The following is a 19,499-nucleotide window of genomic DNA, read 5'->3' on the forward strand; positions in this document are numbered from 1 at the left end:
ATGAGCAGACAGAGAGAAAATACCCTGACCCCGCCGGTAACAGAGCGCCATCGTGAACTGGATCCGATTTGCGGCATCCGCCTGGAAATGATTCACTTCTTCGCCGATGCTGAACCTAACGTCCAGGAAGTCTTAAGTCAGGTGGAGACACCGGATTCACTGGATGCGTTCTTTCGTCATCTCTCGGCTCAGGCGAAGCAGCAGCTCTTTTTGTGGCAAATCCGGCAGGTCACCCCCCTTTCAGGCCGATTCTCGATCAATTTATCTCTCAATATGATCGCCCAGCCGACCTTTGTGCAGTCCCTGATAACCCAGGCGGACCCGGCGCGGATTATCATTGAAATCCAGGATCCGGGCACAATGGCGCACCTTGGCCACAGCGAGCAACAACATGTGCTGACATCAGTGCGCATACTCCGTCGGGCGGGATTTCACGTCTGGCTCGATGATTTATACCCGCAGCAACTGCTCACCTGGCAATCATCAGGGATGCGCTTTGGTGCCGTAAAAATCTCGAGCACCCTGTTCCACCAGTTCAGATCCGCCCAGCACCAGCTGGCGAGTCTGATCGTCCGCTATCGCCAGGTCGGCCGCCGTGTAGTGATTGAAGGGGTTGAGACCCGGCAAGATTATGCTCTCAGCCTCGAAAGCGGCGCCGATGCGGTACAAGGATTTTTACTTCGCGACACCATGCCCGGCGGACAGGCGCTGTGACGGTGGCGGGTATTGCGATGGGTCTTACCCCGCGCACAATACCCTCTACCACGCTAACAGGTCACTTGGCTAAACACCGCCTCTCCTGTTTTGCGGGCAACCTCCAGATGCGCGTCCACCGTTCCCAGCTCCGGCATCAACAATATTTGCGAACGTTCTACCGGGGCGCCGCAGTAATCAAAAATACCGTGAGTAATTTGAGCATTGAAGGCATCGGTAAACCCGTGCGTGTCATACGTTTTCTGGCTGGCGGCGCCCAGTGCGACAAGATGAACCCGCAGGCGCCCCAACTTCTTCACCACATTGCCGTCAGCGGTTTCTTCATAGGCCCAACCATTTGAAAAGACACGATCGATCCAGCCTTTCAGCAGTGCCGGCATCGACCACCAGTAAACCGGAAACACCAAAATCAGCGCGTCAGCACGATCGATACGGGACTGCTGATCCACGACATCTGGCGGCGTCACGCCGGTTTGCTGGAAGGCGGCCATGTCGGATGCTGAAAACACCGGATTAAAATTCTCCCGCGTCAGATCGGCTATTTCATAGGTGTTATGCGGACTGGACTCCACGATCCCTTGGGCGATCGCCGTCGCGGTACGGTGAGTCAGTGAGGTATCGAGAGGGTGAGAAACCACGATTAGTGCATGCATAATGAATACTCCAGTTGCTCAGCAGCGATATCAGACGTAGTCTTATATACTAACAGTAACCTACCATTGGTAACTTACCTTTAGTATATAAGCATGTCAACGGGAGAATATCGCTATGCCTCAACCCCTCGTACGGCAGCGTTTATCAAGAGAAGAGCGGCATAAACAGCTGCTGGATGTTGCCTGGCAAATCATTCGCGAAGAAGGGACTGACGCGCTAACGCTCGGATATCTGGCGAAACAGGCTGGTGTCACAAAACCGGTGGTTTACGATCACTTTGACAGCCGTTCGGGGCTTTTTGCCACGCTTTATACCGAATTTGATCGCCGTCAGACGGCGCTGATGGATGACATTATTCGCCGGACAGAACCCGATCCCGAGAAACTCGCATCCGTGATTGCCACCTCATACATCGAGTGCGTCCTGCTTCAGGGGCGCGAAATGCCCAGCGTAATGGCAGCGCTTGCTGGCACACCTGAGCTGGAAAAGATTAAACAGGATTATACGGTCACATTTAGCGCCCGATGCCGTGAATTGTTTACCCCATTCTGTAGCCAAAACCCTCCCGGTGATGCGGCGATTCTGGCAATGCTGGGGTCTGCTGAGGGCTTATCCGCCGCGGTGGTTAACGGCATGATTACGGAACAGCAGGCGAAAGATGAGCTGTTCCAGGTGATTATGTCGATGCTACAGCGGTGTGGTTCATGACCCGGTTCGTCAGATAAAAAAACCCGCCATTTGGCGGGTTTGTGGCTCTATCGATAACCAACGATCAGTTGCCGCCGGCTTTCTTAATCGCCGCTTCCAGCGAGTCTTTATCCGCAAGCCCCGGGAAGACGGTAATGGTGGCTTCGGTCGCACCGGTAGTTGGCATGACGATCACGCCCGGCGTCCCGCTCAGACCAATCTCCTGGGCCAGCGTGTTGGTGCTCTGCAGTACCGCGTCAACATCCGCCGCTTTTTTGGCGTCGAAATTCACTTTCTTCGCCTGCTGCTGGACATCTGCTGCCGTCAGCTTGCCTTCGTTATGCCCGGTAGCATAAATCCCGTTGTGGTAGGTCAGATAAGCCTCTGCCCCCTTCTGCTGATAAATTTGCAGGCCGGTCTTCGCTGCGGTCAGCGAGGTTTCCCAACGGCTGCCGAAAATAGGCCACTCTTTAAACGCAAAACGGGTCTGCGGATGCGCTTTAATGACCTGCTCCATCACCGGCGCCAGACGGCTACAGTAAATGCACTGGTAATCAAAGAATTCGATAACGGTGACCTTGCCATCTACCGGGCCATAGGTCGGGGTATTTTTATCCTGGGTCAGCGCAGCCTGATTTTTCATTACTGCCTGGGTCGCCGCACTCGCCTGCTGCTCTTGCTGGATCTGCTGCAGCTTCTGGCTGGCCTGTAGCAGCACCTCCGGGTGCGCGACTAAATAATCCGCGGCAATTTTACCAATGCGCGCTTCTTGCTCCGGCGTAAAGGTTGCGGCAGGAGCCTCTGCGGCCGTTGCCAAAACAGGAAGTAACGTGGCGCTAAGTAAGGCACCAGTCAGTAATTTTTTCATACCAGCCATGAGGGTAATCCTTGCGATGAGTAAAACGGCAGGTGAGCCTAACGGGACAAGGTAACACTCTTTACCAGGGAATCATCGTGACACGATGCGTTGATTAGTAACTTTATTTTTCAACAGGGTGCCATAACGCAATAACCGAACGGAAACGCCCTGGCGGTGGTCAACATGGCCTAACAGGGGTACGCTTTGCCGTTGAGATCTCTGTTTAATGGTATGAGTCAGGCATGAATGAGTTAGTTAATCAGTGGGATATCGTCGTCATTTTGCTGCAAATCATCGCTATCGATCTGCTGCTTGGCGGTGACAATGCGGTGGTGATTGCCATGGCGTGCCGTAAGCTGCCGCCGGAACTGCGGACCAAAGCCATTCTTATTGGTACCGCCGGCGCCATCGTGGCACGGGTTCTGTTGCTGGCCATCGCCCTCTACCTGCTGTCACTGCCGTGGCTGAAAATTGTTGGTGCCCTGCTGCTGCTGTGGATCGGTATCAAGCTGGTCGCCAACCAGGAAGAGAATGAAGAAGTCAGCAGCTCAGGCAGCCTGTGGCGTACCGCCGTCACCATTACCATCGCCGATGTGATCATGTCGCTGGATAACGTGCTGGCCGTCGCCGCCGCCGGTAAAGGTCATCTGCTGCTGGTGGCGCTGGGCGTGCTGATCAGCATCCCGATTATCGTTGCCGGCAGCAAACTGGTGCTGGCTATCCTCAACCGCTTCCCGGTGGTGATCCTGCTGGGCGGCGCGCTAATCGGCTGGATTGCCGGGTCGATGTGGGTGACCGACCCGACCATTGTACGCCTGTTCCCGCACGCGCCAGACTCGCTCTCGCTGATTGCCGGCGCCCTTGGCGCCGCGCTGGTGCTGCTGGAAGGACTACGCCGCAACTACCGGACCCGCCCGGTCAAATAACCCCCTGCCCGCGACACACGCCGTCAACCCCGACGGCGTCAAGTTTCCCGCACATTCCTGCTCCACACGCCCCCATTTGCCCTAAGCTTAGAGGTGAAAGCTGTGACCACGCATCAATCCAAATGAGATAACGCCATGGAATTAAAGGACTATTATACTATTCTAGGGGTTAAGCCAACGGACGATCTAAAAACCATCAAGACCGCCTACCGCCGTCTGGCACGTAAATATCACCCCGATGTCAGCAAAGAAACCAATGCCGAAGCGCAATTCAAAGACCTCGCCGAAGCCTGGGAAGTGCTCAAAGATGAACAGCGTCGCGCCGAGTATGACCAGCTCTGGCAGCACCGCAACGATCCGCAATTTAGTCATCAGCAGCAGACCCACGAGCAGAGCTACAGCCAGCAGGACTTTGACGATATCTTCTCATCGATGTTCGGCCAGCAGGCGCACCACGCGCGCCGCCAGCATTCCGCGCGCGGCCACGATCTGGAGATTGAAGTCGCGGTCTTCCTCGAAGAGACCCTCGCCGAGCAGACCCGCACCATCAGCTATTCCCTGCCGGTCTATAACGTCTTCGGGATGGTCGAGAGCGAAACCCCGAAAACGCTGAATGTGAAAATCCCCGCCGGGGTCAGCGACGGCCAACGTATCCGCCTGAAAGGCCAGGGGACGCCGGGGGAAAACGGCGGGCCAAATGGCGATCTGTGGCTGGTGATTCATATCGCCCCGCATCCGCTGTTCGATATTGTCGGGCATAACCTGGAAATCGTCCTGCCGCTGGCGCCGTGGGAAGCCGCGCTGGGTGCGAAGGTCACCATCCCGACGCTCAAAGAGAGCATCCTGCTGACCATTCCGCCGGGCAGCCAGGCGGGGCAACGCCTGCGCATCAAAGGTAAAGGGCTGGCAAGCAAAACGACGACCGGCGATTTATATGCAGTGATAAAAATCGTCATGCCGCCGAAACCGAACGACAAAACCAGCGCACTCTGGCAGCAGCTGGCCGATGCAGAGGCTGGCTTCGCGCCGCGTAAAGCATGGGAGAAAGCATAATGGCTAAGATGACGGTGACGTTCACCATAAGCGAAGTTTGTCTGCATACCGGCGTGTCTGAGGATGACCTGAGGGAGATCGTCGGCCTGGGCGTGATTGAGCCGCGCCAGCCGCAGGCTGAGGCCTGGCTGTTCGATGACAGCGCGGTGGTGATTGTCCATCGCGCGCTGCGCCTGCGCCGGGAGCTGGAGCTGGACTGGCCGGGCATCGCGGTAGCCTTAACGCTACTGGATGAAAACGCCCGCCTGACCCGCGAGAACCGACTGCTGCAACAACAGCTGGCCCGTTTTCTGACTCACGGCTAATCCCGCGCAACAGTAACGTCGGGCCAGACGGCCCGACGGTTCTTTAACGATGCCCTTAACGATGCCCTTAACAATGAACCCACTCCGGCAACCAGTCGCCGTGGCTGGCAATCAGATCGTCCACCAGGGCATAGATCTCCTCGATCCCCAGCGCAGCCGCAGTATGCGGATCCATCATCGTTGCGTAATAGATATAGTCACGGTTTTCGTTGAGGATCGCCTCGGTCAGCAGCGTCTGGACGTTAATGTTGGTCTGCATTAAGGCGGCCAGATGGGCCGGCAGTTTCCCGACTTTGGTAGGTTGAATGCCGTTGGCGTCCACCAGGCAGGCCACCTCCACGCAGCAGCCCTGCGGCAGGTTATCGATCAACCCCTCGTTACGAACGTTGCCGTAGACCACGCTCGGCTCACCGGTCCAGATCGCATTCATAATGGTGCTGGCATATTCACGAGAAGGCTTAATCTCAATCCGTTCGCTGGATTTATACAGCTCCAGCTCTTTATGCCAGTTAGCCACCTGCTCCACGCAGCGTTTCGGATACTCATCCAGCGGCACCTGGTAGCGGGTAATCAGGTCTTCCCGCCCCGGTTTGATAAACCACGGCGTATATTCGGCGAAGTGCTCAGAGGACTCGGTGACGAAGTAGCCAAGCTTTTTGAACATCTCGTAGCGCACGATATTCTGGCAGCGCGAGTTTTCGCGATGTTTCGGCGCCCGCCCGTCGGCGTAGGCCTGCAGCATTTCCGGGTAAAGGTCAGCATAGCTGCCGTCCGCCAGCTTTTTCTCCAGCGACAGATAGAACGCCATATGGTTGATCCCCGCGCAGCGATAGCGTAAATCCGCCGGGTCGAGGTCAAGGTCGTGCGCCAGCTCTTCCGCCGTCCCCTGCACCGAATGGCACAGCCCCACCTGCTTGATATGCGGGTAACGCGCGTACACCGCCCAGGTGTTCATCGCCATCGGATTGACGTAGTTCAGCATGGTGGCCTGCGGGCACACGTCGGTCATGTCGTCACAAATTTGCCACAGGTGCGGAATGGTGCGTAACGCCCGCATGATCCCCCCAGGTCCCAGGGTATCGGCGATCGTTTGCTCCAGCCCGTGCAGCTTACAGACTTCAAAATCGGTCACGGTACAGGGTTGATAGCCGCCAATCTGGAAGGCCACCACCACAAAATCCGCGTCCTGCAGCGCGACTCGCTGGTCACGATGGCAGCTGATCTCACCGTCGGCGCCAACGGAATCCATCAGCTTGCGTACCACAATATGCGACTCTTCCAGCCGCGTCGTGTCGATATCCATTAACGCGATATGGGCCGATTTCAGCGCTGGGCGCTGAAAAACATCACCGAGGATATTTTTAACAAAAACCGTCGATCCCGCGCCGATAAAGGTAATTTTTGGGGCAGACATAGAGCGTTCTCCATCATGTCATTGTGTCCATGTAGAGTGGCATGCCCGCCGCTCGCCTCGCTGCCCCCTTCCCCACGGAGCATTCCCGAAAACTCAGATCGCCGGTGGGCGCACACAAAATCTGAGTTTATGAGAATAAATTGGCGGAAAAGGAGAGAAAACGGGCCGTTTTCTCCGCTAAGATAGGCGCATACCGGTGCAAAAAAACAGCAACTGTGACGATTCAGGAACCTATTTCTGCATGGAAAAACATCACGATCCGTTTATGAGCAGCAGCGACGAGAAAGACACCCGCAGCCCGCTGGCGCTCTATTCCGAATACCAGCGGATGGATATCGAACTGCGCCCGCCGCACGCCATGACCACCAGCCACTGGCACGGCCAGGTTGAGGTCAACGTCCCCTTTGACGGCGATGTGGAATACCTGATCAACAACGAAGCGGTGCAAATCAAACAGGGCTATATCAGCCTGTTCTGGGCCTGTACGCCGCATCAGCTGACGCGCCCCGGCAATTGCCAGCAAATGGCGATCTTCAACCTGCCGATGCACCTGTTTTTATCGTGGCCGCTCGACCGCGAGCTTATCAATAACGTCACTCACGGGATGGTCATCAAATCGCTCTCCGCCCAGCAGCTCAGCGCCTTTGAAGTGCAGCGCTGGCAGCAGGAGCTGAACAGCGACAACGAACAGATCCGCCAGCTGGCCATCGATGAAATCGCCCTGATGCTTAAGCGCTTTAGCCTTTCCGGCTGGCAGCCGATTCTGGTGAATAAAACCTCGCGCACCCACAAGCACAGCGTCTCGCGTCATGCCCAGTTTTACGTCAGCCAGATGCTCGAGTTTATCGCCAGCCACTACGATCAGGCGCTGACCGTCGCCGACGTCGCCGAACACGTCAAACTCAACGCGAATTATGCGATGGGGATTTTTCAGCGGGTAATGCAGCAGACCATGAAGCAGTACATCACCGCGATGCGGATTAACCACGTGCGTGCCCTGCTCAGCGATACCGACAAAACGATTCTCGATATTGCACTGATCGCCGGGTTTCGCTCCAGCAGCCGCTTCTACAGCACCTTTACCCGCTACGTCGGCATGCCGCCGCAGCAGTACCGCAAACTCAGCCAGCAGCGGCGACAGGGGCTACCGTCCCAGCCATAAACCGGGCAAAAAAATGCCGCCGGGGGGAACCCACGGCGGCATGTTTAGCAGATACAGCGATTACTCGTTGATACGCGGATGCTGCTGTACCAGACGGGAACGTTTTTCCTGCAGTTCCGCGATTTCCTGGTCGAGATCTTCGATTTTGTGCTCAATGTTATCGTGATGCTCACGCAGGATCTCTTTCGCTTCCTGGATATCCGATGCGGCAGGCGTCGCCCCTTTCAGCGGGCGGTTTGCCGTCTCTTTCATTGTCAGGCCGGTCATCAGGCCGATAACCGCAATCACCATCAGATAGTACGCCGGCATCATCAGGTTCTGCGAAGTTTCTACCAGCCAGGCCGCCAGCGTTGGCGTCAGACCGGCCACCAGCACCGAGATGTTAAAGGCGCTCGCCAGGGCGCTAAAGCGAATATGGGTCGGGAACATCGCCGGCAGCGATGAGGCCATCACGCCGATGAAGCAGTTAAGCACCACCGCCAGCAGCAGCAGACCGGCGAAAATCAGGCTGATCACATTGCTGTTAATCATGATAAAGGCCGGAATTGACAGCACGAACAGCGCGACGCTACCGATAAGAATAAACGGGCGGCGGCCAAAACGGTCGCTGAGCAGGCCGATAATCGGCTGGACGAACAGCATCCCGATCATGATGGCGATAATAATCAGCACCCCATGATCTTCCGAGTAGTGCAGGTTATGCGACAAATAGCTCGGCATGTAGGTGAGCAACATGTAGTAGGTCACGTTGGTGGAAATCACCAGACCAATACAGGTCAGCAGGCTACGCCAGTGTTTGGTCGCAATCTCTTTGAACGAGACTTTCGGCCCTTCCTGTAACCCTTCACGGTCGCCCTGTTCCAGGGTTTCAACGTGCTGCTGGAACGCCGGGGTCTCTTCCAGCGCATGGCGCAGATAGAGGCCAATCAGCCCTAACGGCAGCGCCAGGAAGAACGGCAAACGCCAGCCCCACTCGAGGAAGCTCTCTTCACCCACCACGCTCGAAATCAGTACCACCACGCCGGCACCCAGCACAAACCCGGCTATCGAACCGAAGTCCAGCCAGCTGCCCATAAAGCCACGTTTGCGGTCAGGTGAGTATTCGGCGACGAAGATCGACGCACCGGTATACTCTCCGCCGACCGAAAAGCCCTGCGCCATTTTACACAACAGCAGCAGAATCGGCGCCCAGATACCAATCGAGGCGTAGGACGGAATCAAGCCGATACAGAAGGTACTGATCGACATGATGACGATGGTGATGGCCAGTATTTTTTGGCGACCATATTTATCCCCCAGCATGCCGAAGAACAGGCCACCAAGCGGACGGATTAAGAACGGAACGGAGAATGTCCCAAGCGCCGCAATCATCTGCACGCTGGGGTCGGCATCGGGGAAGAAGACTTTACCTAAGGCATACGCCACAAAACCATACACACCAAAATCAAACCACTCCATCGCATTACCCAGCGATGCTGCGGTGATGGCTTTCTTAAGCTTACCATCGTCAATGATGGTGACATCACGCAACGTGATTGGCTTTATTTTTTTTCTTTTAAGCATATTTTTCCTCTAAAACTTCGCCGTGAGCGCACCGATCGCCGCCATACGGCAAAGCCGTGGCGTTGTGCGTTGGGAGCGGCGAGTTGCTGTGCTCCTCTTCTCAAGCGTAGCAGGTTTGCCTGCACTGTCTGCTGACAGTCCGTACAACCGAACCTGTTGACGCCTGCTCTGGCATTTACCAATAAATAGAGCTACTCATAAATTTGCTGAATTTACGAACTCTCCTTTTTTACCCTAACAGTGTTTAAATTTGGGATCAACTTCACGAAAAATTGCAGGCCGTATAACTTAGTCGAGAAAAATTAATAGCTTCCATGAATATGAGCGCAGAAAGGTTTATTTCTGGATAAGCCGGGCGATCGTCAGCACGCCATATTTCTGGCATAACTGTGGGTTAATTCGGCTATTTCCTTGGTGCTATTATCATAAAAAAAGGCCCGACAAAAGTACGTGAATAGGCTATAATCACCACCACTTTCGGCTATCAGCCGCTGTTTAAAGGGCCAACGCCCTGTTTTCATCAGCCATCACGAGGAACGCCATGCAACTGCCACACTGCCCACAATGCCAATCTGAATACACCTATGAAGATAACGGCATGTTTATCTGCCCGGAATGCGCCCATGAATGGAACAATGCCGAGCCATCTGACGATAATGACGCACTGGTGGTAAAAGATGCGAACGGCAATTTACTCGCCGATGGCGATAGCATTACCGTGATTAAAGATCTGAAGGTCAAAGGCAGCTCTTCGATGCTGAAAATTGGCACCAAAGTGAAGAATATCCGTCTGGTCGAAGGCGATCATAACATCGACTGCAAAATTGATGGTTTTGGCCCGATGAAGCTGAAATCAGAATTCGTGAAAAAGAATTAATCTTATTCCCTACCCTCAGCGGCGTTATTTCCCTGCGGCGGAAAAAGATGACGGATTAAATTAACGAATATCATAGTGCAGTACCGTCCACTTATTTCCGCTGTAACGCCGTGCCCACACCCGGTCTTTACCGCCTGGCCTGAAGTGCCCATCTTCCTCTACGCTTAAAGGGTCTTTCGTTATCTGAGGTCATCACCATGTCCCTGAGTCCCTACCTCTCCTACAGTGGCAACTGCGCGGAGGCGATAGCGTTTTACCAACACGCGCTAGGCGCCGAGCTAGTCCACCAGATCACCTACGGCGAAATGCCGCAGAACAGTCAGGATGCCCAGGACGGCTGCCCTTCCGGCCTGCAAATCTCCCCGGATTGCATCGCCCACGCCAGCCTGCGCGTCGCGGGAAGCGAACTGATGCTCGGCGACAGCCCCGGCGACGATAGCGGCCGTTATGTCGGCTTTAACCTGGTGCTCGACACCCAGGACCTGGCCGAAGGGAAGCGTTGGTTTGATAACCTCGCCGACGGTGGACGCGTCGAAATGCCCTGGCAGGAAACATTCTGGGCCCATGGTTTTGGCCGGGCCATCGATCGCTTTGGCGTACCGTGGATGGTCAACGTCGTCAAACAACCCTGACCACAGTCCACCTCGGGCGGGCTCTCCCGCCCTGTCATTCTGCCGGCACTCACTCTTCATCCATCGGTCATTATGCGTTAACCGAAATGTAACAAAAACGCGTCAGGATCGGGCCACTCTCAGAAGGAAATCCCTTCTTCTGCTCAGTGAGGCTCGATTGACATGCACTTATCCAGACATCCGACCAGTTATCCCACCCGGTATCAGGAAATAGCCGCCAAACTTGAGCAGGAGCTGCGTCACCACTATCGCTGCGGTGACTACCTGCCCGCCGAACAGCAGCTGGCAACGCGCTTTGACGTCAACCGCCACACCCTGCGCCGGGCGATCGACCAGCTGGTAGAGCGCGGCTGGGTCCAGCGCCGCCAGGGCGTCGGGGTGCTGGTGCTGATGCGTCCTATCGATTACCCGCTTAACGCCCAGGCCCGCTTTAGCCAGAACCTGCTCGAGCAGGGCAGCCACCCGACCAGTGAAAAGCTGCTGTCGGTACTGCGCCCGGCCAGTAGCCACGTCGCCGAGGCTTTTGGCATTCAGGAAGGGGATAACGTCATCCATCTGCGCACCCTGCGCCGCGTCAACGGCGTCGCGTTGTGCCTGATCGATCACTACTTCGCCGACCTGCACTTCTGGCCCGCACTGCAAACCTTTACCCACGGTTCGCTGCACGATTTCCTGCACCAGCAGTTGAATGTCGAACTGACCCGCACGCGAACCAAAATCAGCGCCCGCCGCGCCCAGGCCAAAGAGAGCAACATTCTCGGGATCCCCAACATGGCGCCGCTGCTGTGCGTAAGAACTCTCAACCACCGGGCCGGCGAACAGCAGGCCACGGAGTACTCCGTCAGCCTGACCCGGGCGGACATGATTGAATTCACCATGGAGCACTGAATGCACTTTGATACCGCCACCCGCCAGCGCTGGATGTCCGTGCTGGCCCACAGTGAACCACAAGAACTTGAAGCGCGGATGCAGGCCCTCAAGCTGGCACCATCGTATGAGCTGATTCGCACGCCGGAAACTGGCCTGGTTCAGCTGCAGGCCCGCATGGGAGGGATCGGCGACCGGTTCTTCGCCGGCGATGCCACCTTAACCCGCGCGGCGGTTCGCCTGAGCGACGGCACCATCGGCTACAGCTGGATACTGGGGCGCGATCGTCCCCACGCCGAGCGCTGTGCCGCCATCGACGCGCTGATGCAATCGCCCCACCATTTTCACACCCTGATGGAAACCCTGATTACCCCGCTGGAAGCACAACGAAGCGCGCGCATTGAAGCCCGACGCGCCGAAGTCAACGCCAGCCGGGTCGACTTCTTTACTCTGGTTCGCGGAGATAACGCATGACCTTACAAACCGCTTTTACCCTACCGGTGCAGGATGCCCAACACAGTTTTCGTCGTCTGCTGAAAGCCATGAGCGAGCCGGGCGTGATTGTCGCCCTGCAGCAGCTCCAGCACGGCTGGCAACCCCTGAACGTTGCCTCAACCAGCCTGCTGCTGACCCTGGCAGATCACGACACGCCAGTGTGGCTCTCCTCGGCGCTGCATAACGATCTGGTCGGCCAGAATTTGCGTTTTCATACCGGCGCCCCGCTGGTGGAACTGCCGCAACAGGCGGTGTTCGCCGTCACCGACGATCGCATCAGCAGCGAGCAGCTTAACGTCCTTTCCGCCGGCACCGTCGCCGCCCCGGAAACCGGCGTCACCCTGATCGTCCAGCTCGCCAGCCTCAGCGGTGGGCGCATGCTGCGCCTCACCGGCGCCGGTATCGCCGAAGAGCGGATGATCGCCCCGCAGCTGCCGGACTGCATTATTGATGAACTGACCGAACGCCCGCACCCGTTCCCGCTCGGTATTGACCTGATCCTGACCTGCGGTGAGCGGCTGCTGGCGATCCCTCGTACCACTCACGTGGAGGTTTGCTAATGTATGTTGCCGTCAAAGGCGGGGAAAAGGCGATTGTCGCCGCTCACGCCTTACAGGAACATAAACGCCGGGGCGATGGCGGGCTTACGGAACTGAGCGTTGACCAGATTGCCCAGCAGCTTCACCTGGCCATCGACCGCGTGATGACCGAAGGCGGCATCGCCGATCGCGAACTGGCGGCACTGGCGCTGAAACAGGCCAGCGGCGACAACGTCGAGGCCATTTTTTTACTGCGTGCCTGGCGCACCACCGTGCCCCGTCTGGCGGTGAGTGAACCGCTCGATACCGCCAGCATGCGTCTGGAGCGGCGAATTTCGGCGGTTTACAAAGACATTCCCGGCGGCCAGATGCTCGGCCCCACCTACGATTACACCCACCGCCTGCTGGATTTTACGCTGCTGGCACAGGGCGAGACGCCGCCGCTACGCACCGCCGTATCGCCGCCGGAAGCCACGCCGCATGTTTTTAACCTGCTGGTGCAGGAAGGGCTGGCGAAAGCAGAGCAGGATAGCCACACCCCGCCCGACGACATCACGCGTGACCCACCGGTCTACCCAGGCTCCCGTTCATCGCGATTACAACAGCTGGTACGCGCCGATGAGGGCTACCTGCTGGCGCTGGCCTATTCCACCCAGCGCGGCTACGGCCGCAACCACCCTTTTGCCGGCGAGATCCGCAGCGGCTACGTCAGCGTGGACATCGTGCCGGAAGAGCTGGGTTTTGCGGTCAACATCGGCGAATTGCTGATGACCGAGTGTGAAATGGTCAACGGTTTTGTCGCCCCTGAGCAGGAGCCGCCGCACTTTACCCGCGGCTACGGCCTGACGTTCGGCATGAGCGAACGTAAAGCGATGGCGATGGCGCTGGTGGACCGCGCGCTCCAGGCACCGGACTACGGCGAGGAGATCGCCGGCCCGGCGCAGGATGAAGAGTTTGTCCTCGCCCATGCGGATAACGTCGAGGCGGCCGGTTTTGTCTCGCATCTCAAGCTGCCCCACTATGTCGATTTCCAGGCCGAACTGGCGCTGCTGAAACGCCTGCAACGGGAGAATGAACGTGGCTAATTCCCTCACTGGCTACAACTTTGCTTATCTTGATGAGCAGACCAAGCGCATGATCCGCCGGGCGATTCTCAAAGCGGTGGCGATCCCCGGCTACCAGGTTCCGTTCGGCGGTCGCGAAATGCCGATGCCCTACGGGTGGGGAACCGGCGGGATCCAGTTGACCGCCAGCGTTATTGGCGAGCATGACGTCCTGAAGGTGATCGATCAGGGTGCCGACGACACCACCAACGCGGTATCGATTCGCCAGTTCTTTCAGCGCGTCACCGGCGTTGCCACCACCGAAGCGACCTGCGATGCCACGCTGATCCAGACCCGTCACCGGATCCCGGAGACGCCGCTGACCGAAGATCAGATCCTGATCTTCCAGGTGCCGATCCCCGAGCCGCTACGCTTTATCGAGCCGCGCGAAACCGAGACCCGCACCATGCATGCGCTGGAAGAATACGGCGTAATGCAGGTGAAGCTGTATGAAGATATTGCCCGCTTCGGCCACATCGCCACCACCTATGCCTACCCGGTCAAGGTAAACGGCCGCTACGTGATGGACCCGTCGCCCATTCCAAAATTCGATAACCCAAAGATGCACATGATGCCCGCGCTGCAGCTGTTTGGCGCCGGACGCGAAAAACGCATCTATGCGGTGCCGCCGTATACCCCGGTGGAAAGTCTCGATTTCGACGACCACCCGTTTACCGTGCAGGAGTGGGATGAGCCCTGCGCCATCTGCGGCTCCCGCCACAGCTATCTTGATGAAGTGGTGCTGGATGACAGCGGTAAACGCATGTTTGTCTGCTCCGATACCGACTATTGCCGCCAACAGAGTGAGGCGCTGAACAAATGAGCCATCCGTTACTCGCGGTCAATCAACTGACCCATCTCTATGCGCCGGGCAAAGGCTTCAGCGACGTCTCTTTTGAGCTATGGCCCGGTGAAGTGCTGGGTATCGTCGGCGAATCCGGCTCGGGGAAAACCACCCTGCTGAAAGCCATCTCCGCGCGTCTGGCGCCGCAGCAGGGCGAGGTGCGCTACGAGAACCGCTCGTTGTATGGCATGAGCGAAGCACAACGTCGGCATCTGCTGCGCACCGAGTGGGGCGTGGTACATCAACATCCGATGGATGGCCTGCGCCGTCAGGTGTCGGCAGGAGGCAACATCGGCGAGCGTCTGATGGCGACCGGCGCGCGTCACTACGGCAGTATCCGCGCCACCGCCGAGCAGTGGCTGAATGATGTGGAAATTCCACCGTCGCGCATCGATGACCTGCCCACCACCTTTTCCGGTGGGATGCAGCAGCGCCTGCAAATTGCCCGTAACCTCGTCTCCCGGCCAAAGCTGGTGTTTATGGATGAGCCAACCGGCGGTCTGGACGTATCAGTACAGGCTCGTCTGCTCGACCTGCTGCGCGGCCTGGTGGTGGAGCTGAATCTGGCGGTGGTGATTGTCACCCACGATCTGGGCGTCGCGCGCCTGCTGGCCAACCGACTGCTGGTCATGAAGCAGGGTCAGGTGGTGGAAAGTGGCCTCACCGACCGGGTGCTGGACGACCCGCATCACCCCTATACCCAGCTGCTGGTGTCATCAGTGTTGCAGAACTAACCCCCGGCGTAGCGCGCCGGGAAGGCACAAATGCAAAAGAGGCTAAAAATGAACGCGATCCGCGTCGAAAACGTACACAAAACCTTTGTTCTGCATCAGCAACATGGCATTCGTCTGCCGGTCCTTGCCGACGCCTCTTTAACCGTCGACGCCGGAGAATGCGTGGTGCTACACGGGCATTCCGGCAGCGGAAAATCTACCCTGCTGCGTTCACTCTATGCCAATTACCTTCCGGATACCGGCCACATCCATATCCGTCACGGTGACGAATGGGTGGATCTGGTCAGCGCCTCGCCGCGTAAGGTGCTTGAAGTCCGCAAACGCACCATCGGCTGGGTCAGCCAGTTTCTGCGGGTGATCCCGCGCATTTCCGCCCTCGATGTGGTGATGCAGCCGCTGCTCGACCTCGGCGTTCCACGCGATACCTGCGCCTCCCGGGCCGCCAGCCTGCTGACGCGCCTGAACGTCCCGGAACATTTGTGGCATCTGGCGCCGTCGACCTTTTCCGGCGGAGAACAGCAGCGCGTCAATATCGCCCGTGGTTTCGCGGTGGATTACCCGATTTTGCTCCTCGATGAACCCACCGCCTCGCTGGATGCTAAAAACAGTGCCGCGGTAGTGGCGTTAATTCACGAAGCCAAAGCGCGCGGCGCGGCTATTGTCGGTATTTTCCATGATGAAACGGTACGCAACCAGGTCGCTGACCGGCTGCACCCGATGGGAATCACAGCATGATTATCAATAATGTAAAACTGGTGCTTGAGGACGAAGTGGTGCACGGTTCGCTGGAGGTTCAGGACGGCACGATTTACGCCTTCGCTGAGAGTCAAAGCCAGCTGCCACAAGCGCTCGATGGCGAAGGCGGCTGGCTGCTGCCAGGCCTGATTGAACTGCATACCGATAATCTGGATAAATTCTTCACGCCGCGACCGAAGGTTGACTGGCCGGCCCACTCGGCGATGAGCAGCCACGATGCGCTGATGGTCGCCAGCGGGATCACCACCGTGCTGGACGCGGTGGCCATTGGTGATGTGCGTGACGGCGGCGACCGGCTGGAGAATCTGGAAAAGATGATCAACGCCATCGAAGAGACGCAGAAGCGCGGTATCAACCGCGCCGAGCACCGTCTGCATCTGCGCTGCGAACTGCCGCACCACACCACGCTGCCGTTGTTTGAAAAACTGGTGGGCCGCGAGCCGGTGAGCATGGTCTCGCTGATGGATCACTCGCCAGGACAGCGCCAGTACGCCGACCGCAGCAAGTACCGTGACTACTATCAGGGCAAATATCATCTGACCAACGAAGAGATGGACCGCTTCGAAGAGGAGCAGATGGCGCTGGCAGCAACCTGGTCACAGCCAAACCGTCAGACCATCGCCGCGATCTGCCGCGAACGTAACATCGCCCTCGCGAGCCACGATGATGCCACGCCTGAACATGTGCTTGAATCGCATCAACTTGGCAGCGTGATCGCCGAATTTCCCACCACCTTAGCCGCCGCTGCCGCATCGCGTCATCACGGTATGAACGTGCTGATGGGCGCCCCCAATATCGTGCGCGGTGGCTCGCACTCCGGCAACGTCGCCGCCCACGCCCTGGCCGCTGACAACCTGCTCGATATTCTGTCGTCGGACTACTACCCCGCCAGCCTGCTGGATGCGGCATTCCGTATCGCCGATGACGAGCACAACAGCTTCACCCTGCCGCAGGCCATCCGGCTGGTAAGCACAAACCCGGCGCAGGCTCTGGGCTTGCGCGACCGCGGCGTGATTGCGGAAGGCAAACGGGCCGACATGGTGCTGGCGCACCGTCGCGGCGATCACATCCATATTGACCATGTCTGGCGTCAAGGAAAGAGGGTCTTCTGATGACGGGAAAATTGATCTGGCTGATGGGAGCCTCCGGCTCCGGAAAAGATAGTCTGCTGGCCGCGCTACGCCAGCGCGAACATCCCCAACTGCTGGTGGCGCACCGCTATATCACACGCCCGTTCAACGCCGGCAGTGAAAACCATATTGCCCTCAGCAAGTCGGAGTTTTTTAACCGCGCCGAGCGCCAGCTTTTTGCCCTCAGCTGGCACGCCAACAACAATTATTACGGGGTCGGTATCGAGATAGATCTGTGGCTGCACGCCGGTTTTGACGTCGTGGCGAACGGCTCCCGCGCGCACCTGCCACAGGCGCGAGCGCGCTACGCCGACGCCCTGCTGCCCATTTGTCTGCAGGTCACCCCAGAGGTGCTGCGCCAGCGTCTGGAGCAGCGCGGACGGGAGAGCGAGAGCGACATCGCCCAACGCCTGGAACGCGCATCACGCTATACCCCCACCGACTGCCTGACCCTCAACAACAACGGCAGCCTGGGGCAATCGGTCGAGCAGTTCTTCACGCTGTTACGTCGCCAGTATGCCCAACAAGAGGATCAGTATGCCTGCCTGTGAACTCCGCGAACCGACGCTGGATGACCTTGACGCCGTCTATGCGCTTATTTGCGAGTTAAAGCAGAAAGCGTACGATCGCCGCCATTTCGCCGCCGGGTTTGCCATGAATCTGCAAAATCAGACCCTGCGCTATCAGCTAGCGCAGGTGCAGGGAGAGACGGTCGGGCTGATTGGGCTACAGTTGCAGTTCCCGCTCAATGCCAACGCCTGGATTGGCGAAATCCAGGAACTGGTGGTACTGCCGCAGATGCGCGGCCTGCATGTCGGGCAGGCGCTGCTGGCGTGGGCAGAGCAGGAAGCCCATGAGCGCGGGGCCGTGATGATGGAGCTTTCCAGCGGAAAGACGCGTCCCGATGCCCACCGTTTCTATCTCCGCGAAGGGTATACCCAAAGCCACCTGCGTTTTAAAAAAGCGCTGTGAGGAGGAGCCATGAGCCTGACTATCCGCTTAACCGGCACCGGCGGCGCCCAGCTGGTCCCGGTCTTCGGCTGTTGCTGTGCAGCCTGCCAGCGCGCGCGTAGCCATGACGCCCATCGCCGCCGCCCCTGCAGCGCGGTGGTAAAGTTCAATGAGGCAGTCACCCTACTGGATGCCGGAATACCCGACCTGATGGAGCAGTGGCCCGCCGGCCAGTTTCAGCAGTTTTTGCTGACCCATTACCATATGGACCATGTGCAGGGACTCTTTCCACTGCGCTGGGGCGTGGGGGCAACCATTCCGGTATATGGCCCGCCGGACAGCATGGGCTGCGACGATCTGTTTACCCATCCCGGTCTGCTGGATTTCAGCCATACCGTTGAGCCGTTTGTGGTGTTTGAATTGCAGGGATTGCGGGTCACGCCGCTGCCGCTGAACCACTCGAAGCTGACCTTTGGTTATCTGCTGGAATCGGCTCACAGCCGGGTGGCCTGGCTGTCGGATACCGCCGGGCTGCCGGACAAGACGCTCAAGTTCCTGCTGAACAACCAGCCGCAGGTGATCATTATCGACTGTAGCCACGAGCCGCGTCCGCAGACCCCGCGTAACCACTGCGATTTAAATACGGTACGGGCCCTCAACCTGGTGATTGGCTGCCCGCGGGTCATCCTGACCCATATCAGTCACCAGTTTGATCTCTGGCTGATGGAGAACGCGCTGCCGTCGGGGTTTGAAGCGGGTTACGACGGCATGGAGATCGTACTGGATTAAGCCCGGCCCACGAACCGGGCACAGGAGCTCATCAGTAGTCCTCTTCCAGCCGGCGCCGATCGTTCTCTAACTGGCGACGATCCTGATCCAACTGCCGCTGACGATCGTCAAGCTGACGTCGGCGGTCATCGATCTGCCGTTGTCGATCGTCATACTGCCGCTGGCGATCGCTGCTTTGCTGTCGGCTGTCCTGGTAGCGTCCGTCATCATAACGATCGTCGCGATCGTCGTCGTCCGCGCGGCTGCTGCTGGGGTTGTAAGCGTCGTTAATCGCCTGCTGAATATTGCCGATAGCGTCGTCGATAATATCGGCGCGCGCCAGCGGGCTGTTCAGCACCAGGGTACAGAGGATCAAAGCAGTAGCGTAACGTGGTTTCATAGGGCCAGTCTCTTCGGGGGGCTGGCCCTACGTTAATCAACGGCCTTCACGGCGAGTAGCGGAGGA

24 protein-coding genes are annotated in these 19,499 nt (G+C 57.9%); 19 read left to right on the forward strand and 5 right to left on the reverse strand.

The window, feature by feature from the left end; all coding sequences use genetic code 11:
- Nucleotides 1-714 (forward strand): EAL domain-containing protein, encoded by a 714-nt coding sequence (locus ACMYSP_RS10670; RefSeq protein WP_434586721.1) that lies wholly within the window; start codon nucleotides 1-3, stop codon nucleotides 712-714.
- 53 nt (nucleotides 715-767) lie between these two features.
- Here ACMYSP_RS10670 and ACMYSP_RS10675 read toward each other — a convergent pair whose 3' ends face one another.
- Nucleotides 768-1,367, reverse strand: a complete 600-nt coding sequence (locus ACMYSP_RS10675; RefSeq protein ID WP_434586722.1) for an NAD(P)H-dependent oxidoreductase — start codon at nucleotides 1,365-1,367, stop codon at nucleotides 768-770.
- Between the two features lie 115 nt (nucleotides 1,368-1,482).
- Between ACMYSP_RS10675 and ACMYSP_RS10680 the strand changes: the two genes are divergently transcribed.
- Nucleotides 1,483-2,076, forward strand: a complete 594-nt coding sequence (locus tag ACMYSP_RS10680; protein ID WP_434586723.1) for a TetR/AcrR family transcriptional regulator — start codon at nucleotides 1,483-1,485, stop codon at nucleotides 2,074-2,076.
- Nucleotides 2,077-2,140: 64 nt separating this feature from the next.
- Here ACMYSP_RS10680 and ACMYSP_RS10685 read toward each other — a convergent pair whose 3' ends face one another.
- The gene (locus ACMYSP_RS10685) at nucleotides 2,141-2,932 is read right to left on the reverse strand and encodes a DsbA family protein (RefSeq protein WP_434586725.1); all 792 of its coding nucleotides are present in this window, start codon (nucleotides 2,930-2,932) and stop codon (nucleotides 2,141-2,143) included.
- Nucleotides 2,933-3,156: 224 nt separating this feature from the next.
- On the opposite strand from ACMYSP_RS10685, the gene ACMYSP_RS10690 reads away from it, so the two are divergent.
- The 3 genes from ACMYSP_RS10690 to cbpM all read left to right on the forward strand — a co-directional run bounded on the left by ACMYSP_RS10690 (nucleotide 3,157) and on the right by cbpM (nucleotide 5,198).
- Nucleotides 3,157-3,840 (forward strand): TerC family protein, encoded by a 684-nt coding sequence (locus ACMYSP_RS10690; RefSeq protein WP_434586727.1) that lies wholly within the window; start codon nucleotides 3,157-3,159, stop codon nucleotides 3,838-3,840.
- A gap of 135 nt (nucleotides 3,841-3,975) precedes the next feature.
- Nucleotides 3,976-4,893: a curved DNA-binding protein gene (gene cbpA, locus ACMYSP_RS10695; protein WP_434586729.1), complete on the forward strand. Its 918-nt coding sequence runs from the start codon at nucleotides 3,976-3,978 to the stop codon at nucleotides 4,891-4,893.
- A complete protein-coding gene (cbpM, locus tag ACMYSP_RS10700; protein ID WP_174509922.1) occupies nucleotides 4,893-5,198 on the forward strand; it encodes a chaperone modulator CbpM in 306 nt (101 codons plus the stop codon). Before cbpA ends, cbpM begins: the two co-directional genes overlap by 1 nt.
- 67 nt (nucleotides 5,199-5,265) lie before the next feature.
- Here the strand turns inward: cbpM and ACMYSP_RS10705 are convergent, their stop codons facing one another.
- Nucleotides 5,266-6,612 carry an alpha-glucosidase/alpha-galactosidase gene (locus ACMYSP_RS10705; RefSeq protein ID WP_434586731.1) on the reverse strand — a complete coding sequence of 449 codons (1,347 nt, stop codon included), beginning with the start codon at nucleotides 6,610-6,612 and terminating at the stop codon, nucleotides 5,266-5,268.
- A 241-nt stretch (nucleotides 6,613-6,853) separates the two neighbouring features.
- Between ACMYSP_RS10705 and melR the strand changes: the two genes are divergently transcribed.
- Nucleotides 6,854-7,774 carry a transcriptional regulator MelR gene (gene melR / locus ACMYSP_RS10710; protein ID WP_434586732.1) on the forward strand — a complete coding sequence of 307 codons (921 nt, stop codon included), beginning with the start codon at nucleotides 6,854-6,856 and terminating at the stop codon, nucleotides 7,772-7,774.
- A gap of 60 nt (nucleotides 7,775-7,834) precedes the next feature.
- Here the strand turns inward: melR and proP are convergent, their stop codons facing one another.
- A complete protein-coding gene (gene proP, locus ACMYSP_RS10715) occupies nucleotides 7,835-9,337 on the reverse strand; it encodes a glycine betaine/L-proline transporter ProP (protein ID WP_434586734.1) in 1,503 nt (500 codons plus the stop codon).
- A gap of 541 nt (nucleotides 9,338-9,878) precedes the next feature.
- On the opposite strand from proP, the gene ACMYSP_RS10720 reads away from it, so the two are divergent.
- The 13 genes from ACMYSP_RS10720 to phnP all read left to right on the forward strand — a co-directional run bounded on the left by ACMYSP_RS10720 (nucleotide 9,879) and on the right by phnP (nucleotide 19,054).
- Nucleotides 9,879-10,214, forward strand: coding sequence for a zinc ribbon domain-containing protein YjdM (locus ACMYSP_RS10720; protein ID WP_434586735.1), 336 nt, complete (start codon nucleotides 9,879-9,881; stop codon nucleotides 10,212-10,214).
- A gap of 197 nt (nucleotides 10,215-10,411) precedes the next feature.
- Nucleotides 10,412-10,846, forward strand: coding sequence for a VOC family metalloprotein YjdN (yjdN, locus tag ACMYSP_RS10725; RefSeq protein WP_434586736.1), 435 nt, complete (start codon nucleotides 10,412-10,414; stop codon nucleotides 10,844-10,846).
- A gap of 162 nt (nucleotides 10,847-11,008) precedes the next feature.
- Nucleotides 11,009-11,734: a phosphonate metabolism transcriptional regulator PhnF gene (gene phnF, locus ACMYSP_RS10730; RefSeq protein WP_434586737.1), complete on the forward strand. Its 726-nt coding sequence runs from the start codon at nucleotides 11,009-11,011 to the stop codon at nucleotides 11,732-11,734.
- Complete coding sequence (phnG, locus tag ACMYSP_RS10735) at nucleotides 11,735-12,187, forward strand: phosphonate C-P lyase system protein PhnG (protein ID WP_434586738.1); 453 nt, start codon at nucleotides 11,735-11,737, stop codon at nucleotides 12,185-12,187.
- Nucleotides 12,184-12,768: a phosphonate C-P lyase system protein PhnH gene (gene phnH / locus ACMYSP_RS10740; RefSeq protein WP_434586739.1), complete on the forward strand. Its 585-nt coding sequence runs from the start codon at nucleotides 12,184-12,186 to the stop codon at nucleotides 12,766-12,768. The genes phnG and phnH overlap by 4 nt, the downstream gene beginning before the upstream one ends.
- The gene (locus tag ACMYSP_RS10745) at nucleotides 12,768-13,832 is read left to right on the forward strand and encodes a carbon-phosphorus lyase complex subunit PhnI (RefSeq protein WP_434586741.1); all 1,065 of its coding nucleotides are present in this window, start codon (nucleotides 12,768-12,770) and stop codon (nucleotides 13,830-13,832) included. Before phnH ends, ACMYSP_RS10745 begins: the two co-directional genes overlap by 1 nt.
- Nucleotides 13,825-14,673: an alpha-D-ribose 1-methylphosphonate 5-phosphate C-P-lyase PhnJ gene (locus ACMYSP_RS10750; protein ID WP_123757976.1), complete on the forward strand. Its 849-nt coding sequence runs from the start codon at nucleotides 13,825-13,827 to the stop codon at nucleotides 14,671-14,673. The genes ACMYSP_RS10745 and ACMYSP_RS10750 overlap by 8 nt, the downstream gene beginning before the upstream one ends.
- A complete protein-coding gene (gene phnK / locus ACMYSP_RS10755) occupies nucleotides 14,670-15,428 on the forward strand; it encodes a phosphonate C-P lyase system protein PhnK (RefSeq protein ID WP_434586742.1) in 759 nt (252 codons plus the stop codon). The genes ACMYSP_RS10750 and phnK overlap by 4 nt, the downstream gene beginning before the upstream one ends.
- Before the next feature lie 48 nt (nucleotides 15,429-15,476).
- Nucleotides 15,477-16,163, forward strand: coding sequence for a phosphonate C-P lyase system protein PhnL (gene phnL / locus ACMYSP_RS10760; protein ID WP_434587062.1), 687 nt, complete (start codon nucleotides 15,477-15,479; stop codon nucleotides 16,161-16,163).
- Nucleotides 16,160-17,296 (forward strand): alpha-D-ribose 1-methylphosphonate 5-triphosphate diphosphatase, encoded by a 1,137-nt coding sequence (gene phnM, locus ACMYSP_RS10765; protein ID WP_434586743.1) that lies wholly within the window; start codon nucleotides 16,160-16,162, stop codon nucleotides 17,294-17,296. The genes phnL and phnM overlap by 4 nt, the downstream gene beginning before the upstream one ends.
- Nucleotides 17,296-17,865: a ribose 1,5-bisphosphokinase gene (gene phnN, locus ACMYSP_RS10770; protein ID WP_434586744.1), complete on the forward strand. Its 570-nt coding sequence runs from the start codon at nucleotides 17,296-17,298 to the stop codon at nucleotides 17,863-17,865. Before phnM ends, phnN begins: the two co-directional genes overlap by 1 nt.
- Complete coding sequence (phnO, locus tag ACMYSP_RS10775; protein ID WP_434586745.1) at nucleotides 17,852-18,286, forward strand: aminoalkylphosphonate N-acetyltransferase; 435 nt, start codon at nucleotides 17,852-17,854, stop codon at nucleotides 18,284-18,286. Before phnN ends, phnO begins: the two co-directional genes overlap by 14 nt.
- Before the next feature lie 9 nt (nucleotides 18,287-18,295).
- Nucleotides 18,296-19,054, forward strand: a complete 759-nt coding sequence (phnP, locus tag ACMYSP_RS10780) for a phosphonate metabolism protein PhnP (RefSeq protein WP_434586746.1) — start codon at nucleotides 18,296-18,298, stop codon at nucleotides 19,052-19,054.
- 31 nt (nucleotides 19,055-19,085) lie between these two features.
- On the opposite strand, the gene yjdP is transcribed toward phnP, so the two are convergent.
- Entirely contained in the window at nucleotides 19,086-19,433 is a 348-nt protein-coding gene (gene yjdP / locus ACMYSP_RS10785; protein WP_434586747.1) for a DDRRRQL repeat protein YjdP, read from the reverse strand.
- Nucleotides 19,434-19,499 lie beyond the last annotated feature (66 nt).

Source organism: Klebsiella sp. R390, from assembly GCF_051131745.1.
GTDB lineage: Bacteria > Pseudomonadota > Gammaproteobacteria > Enterobacterales > Enterobacteriaceae > Klebsiella.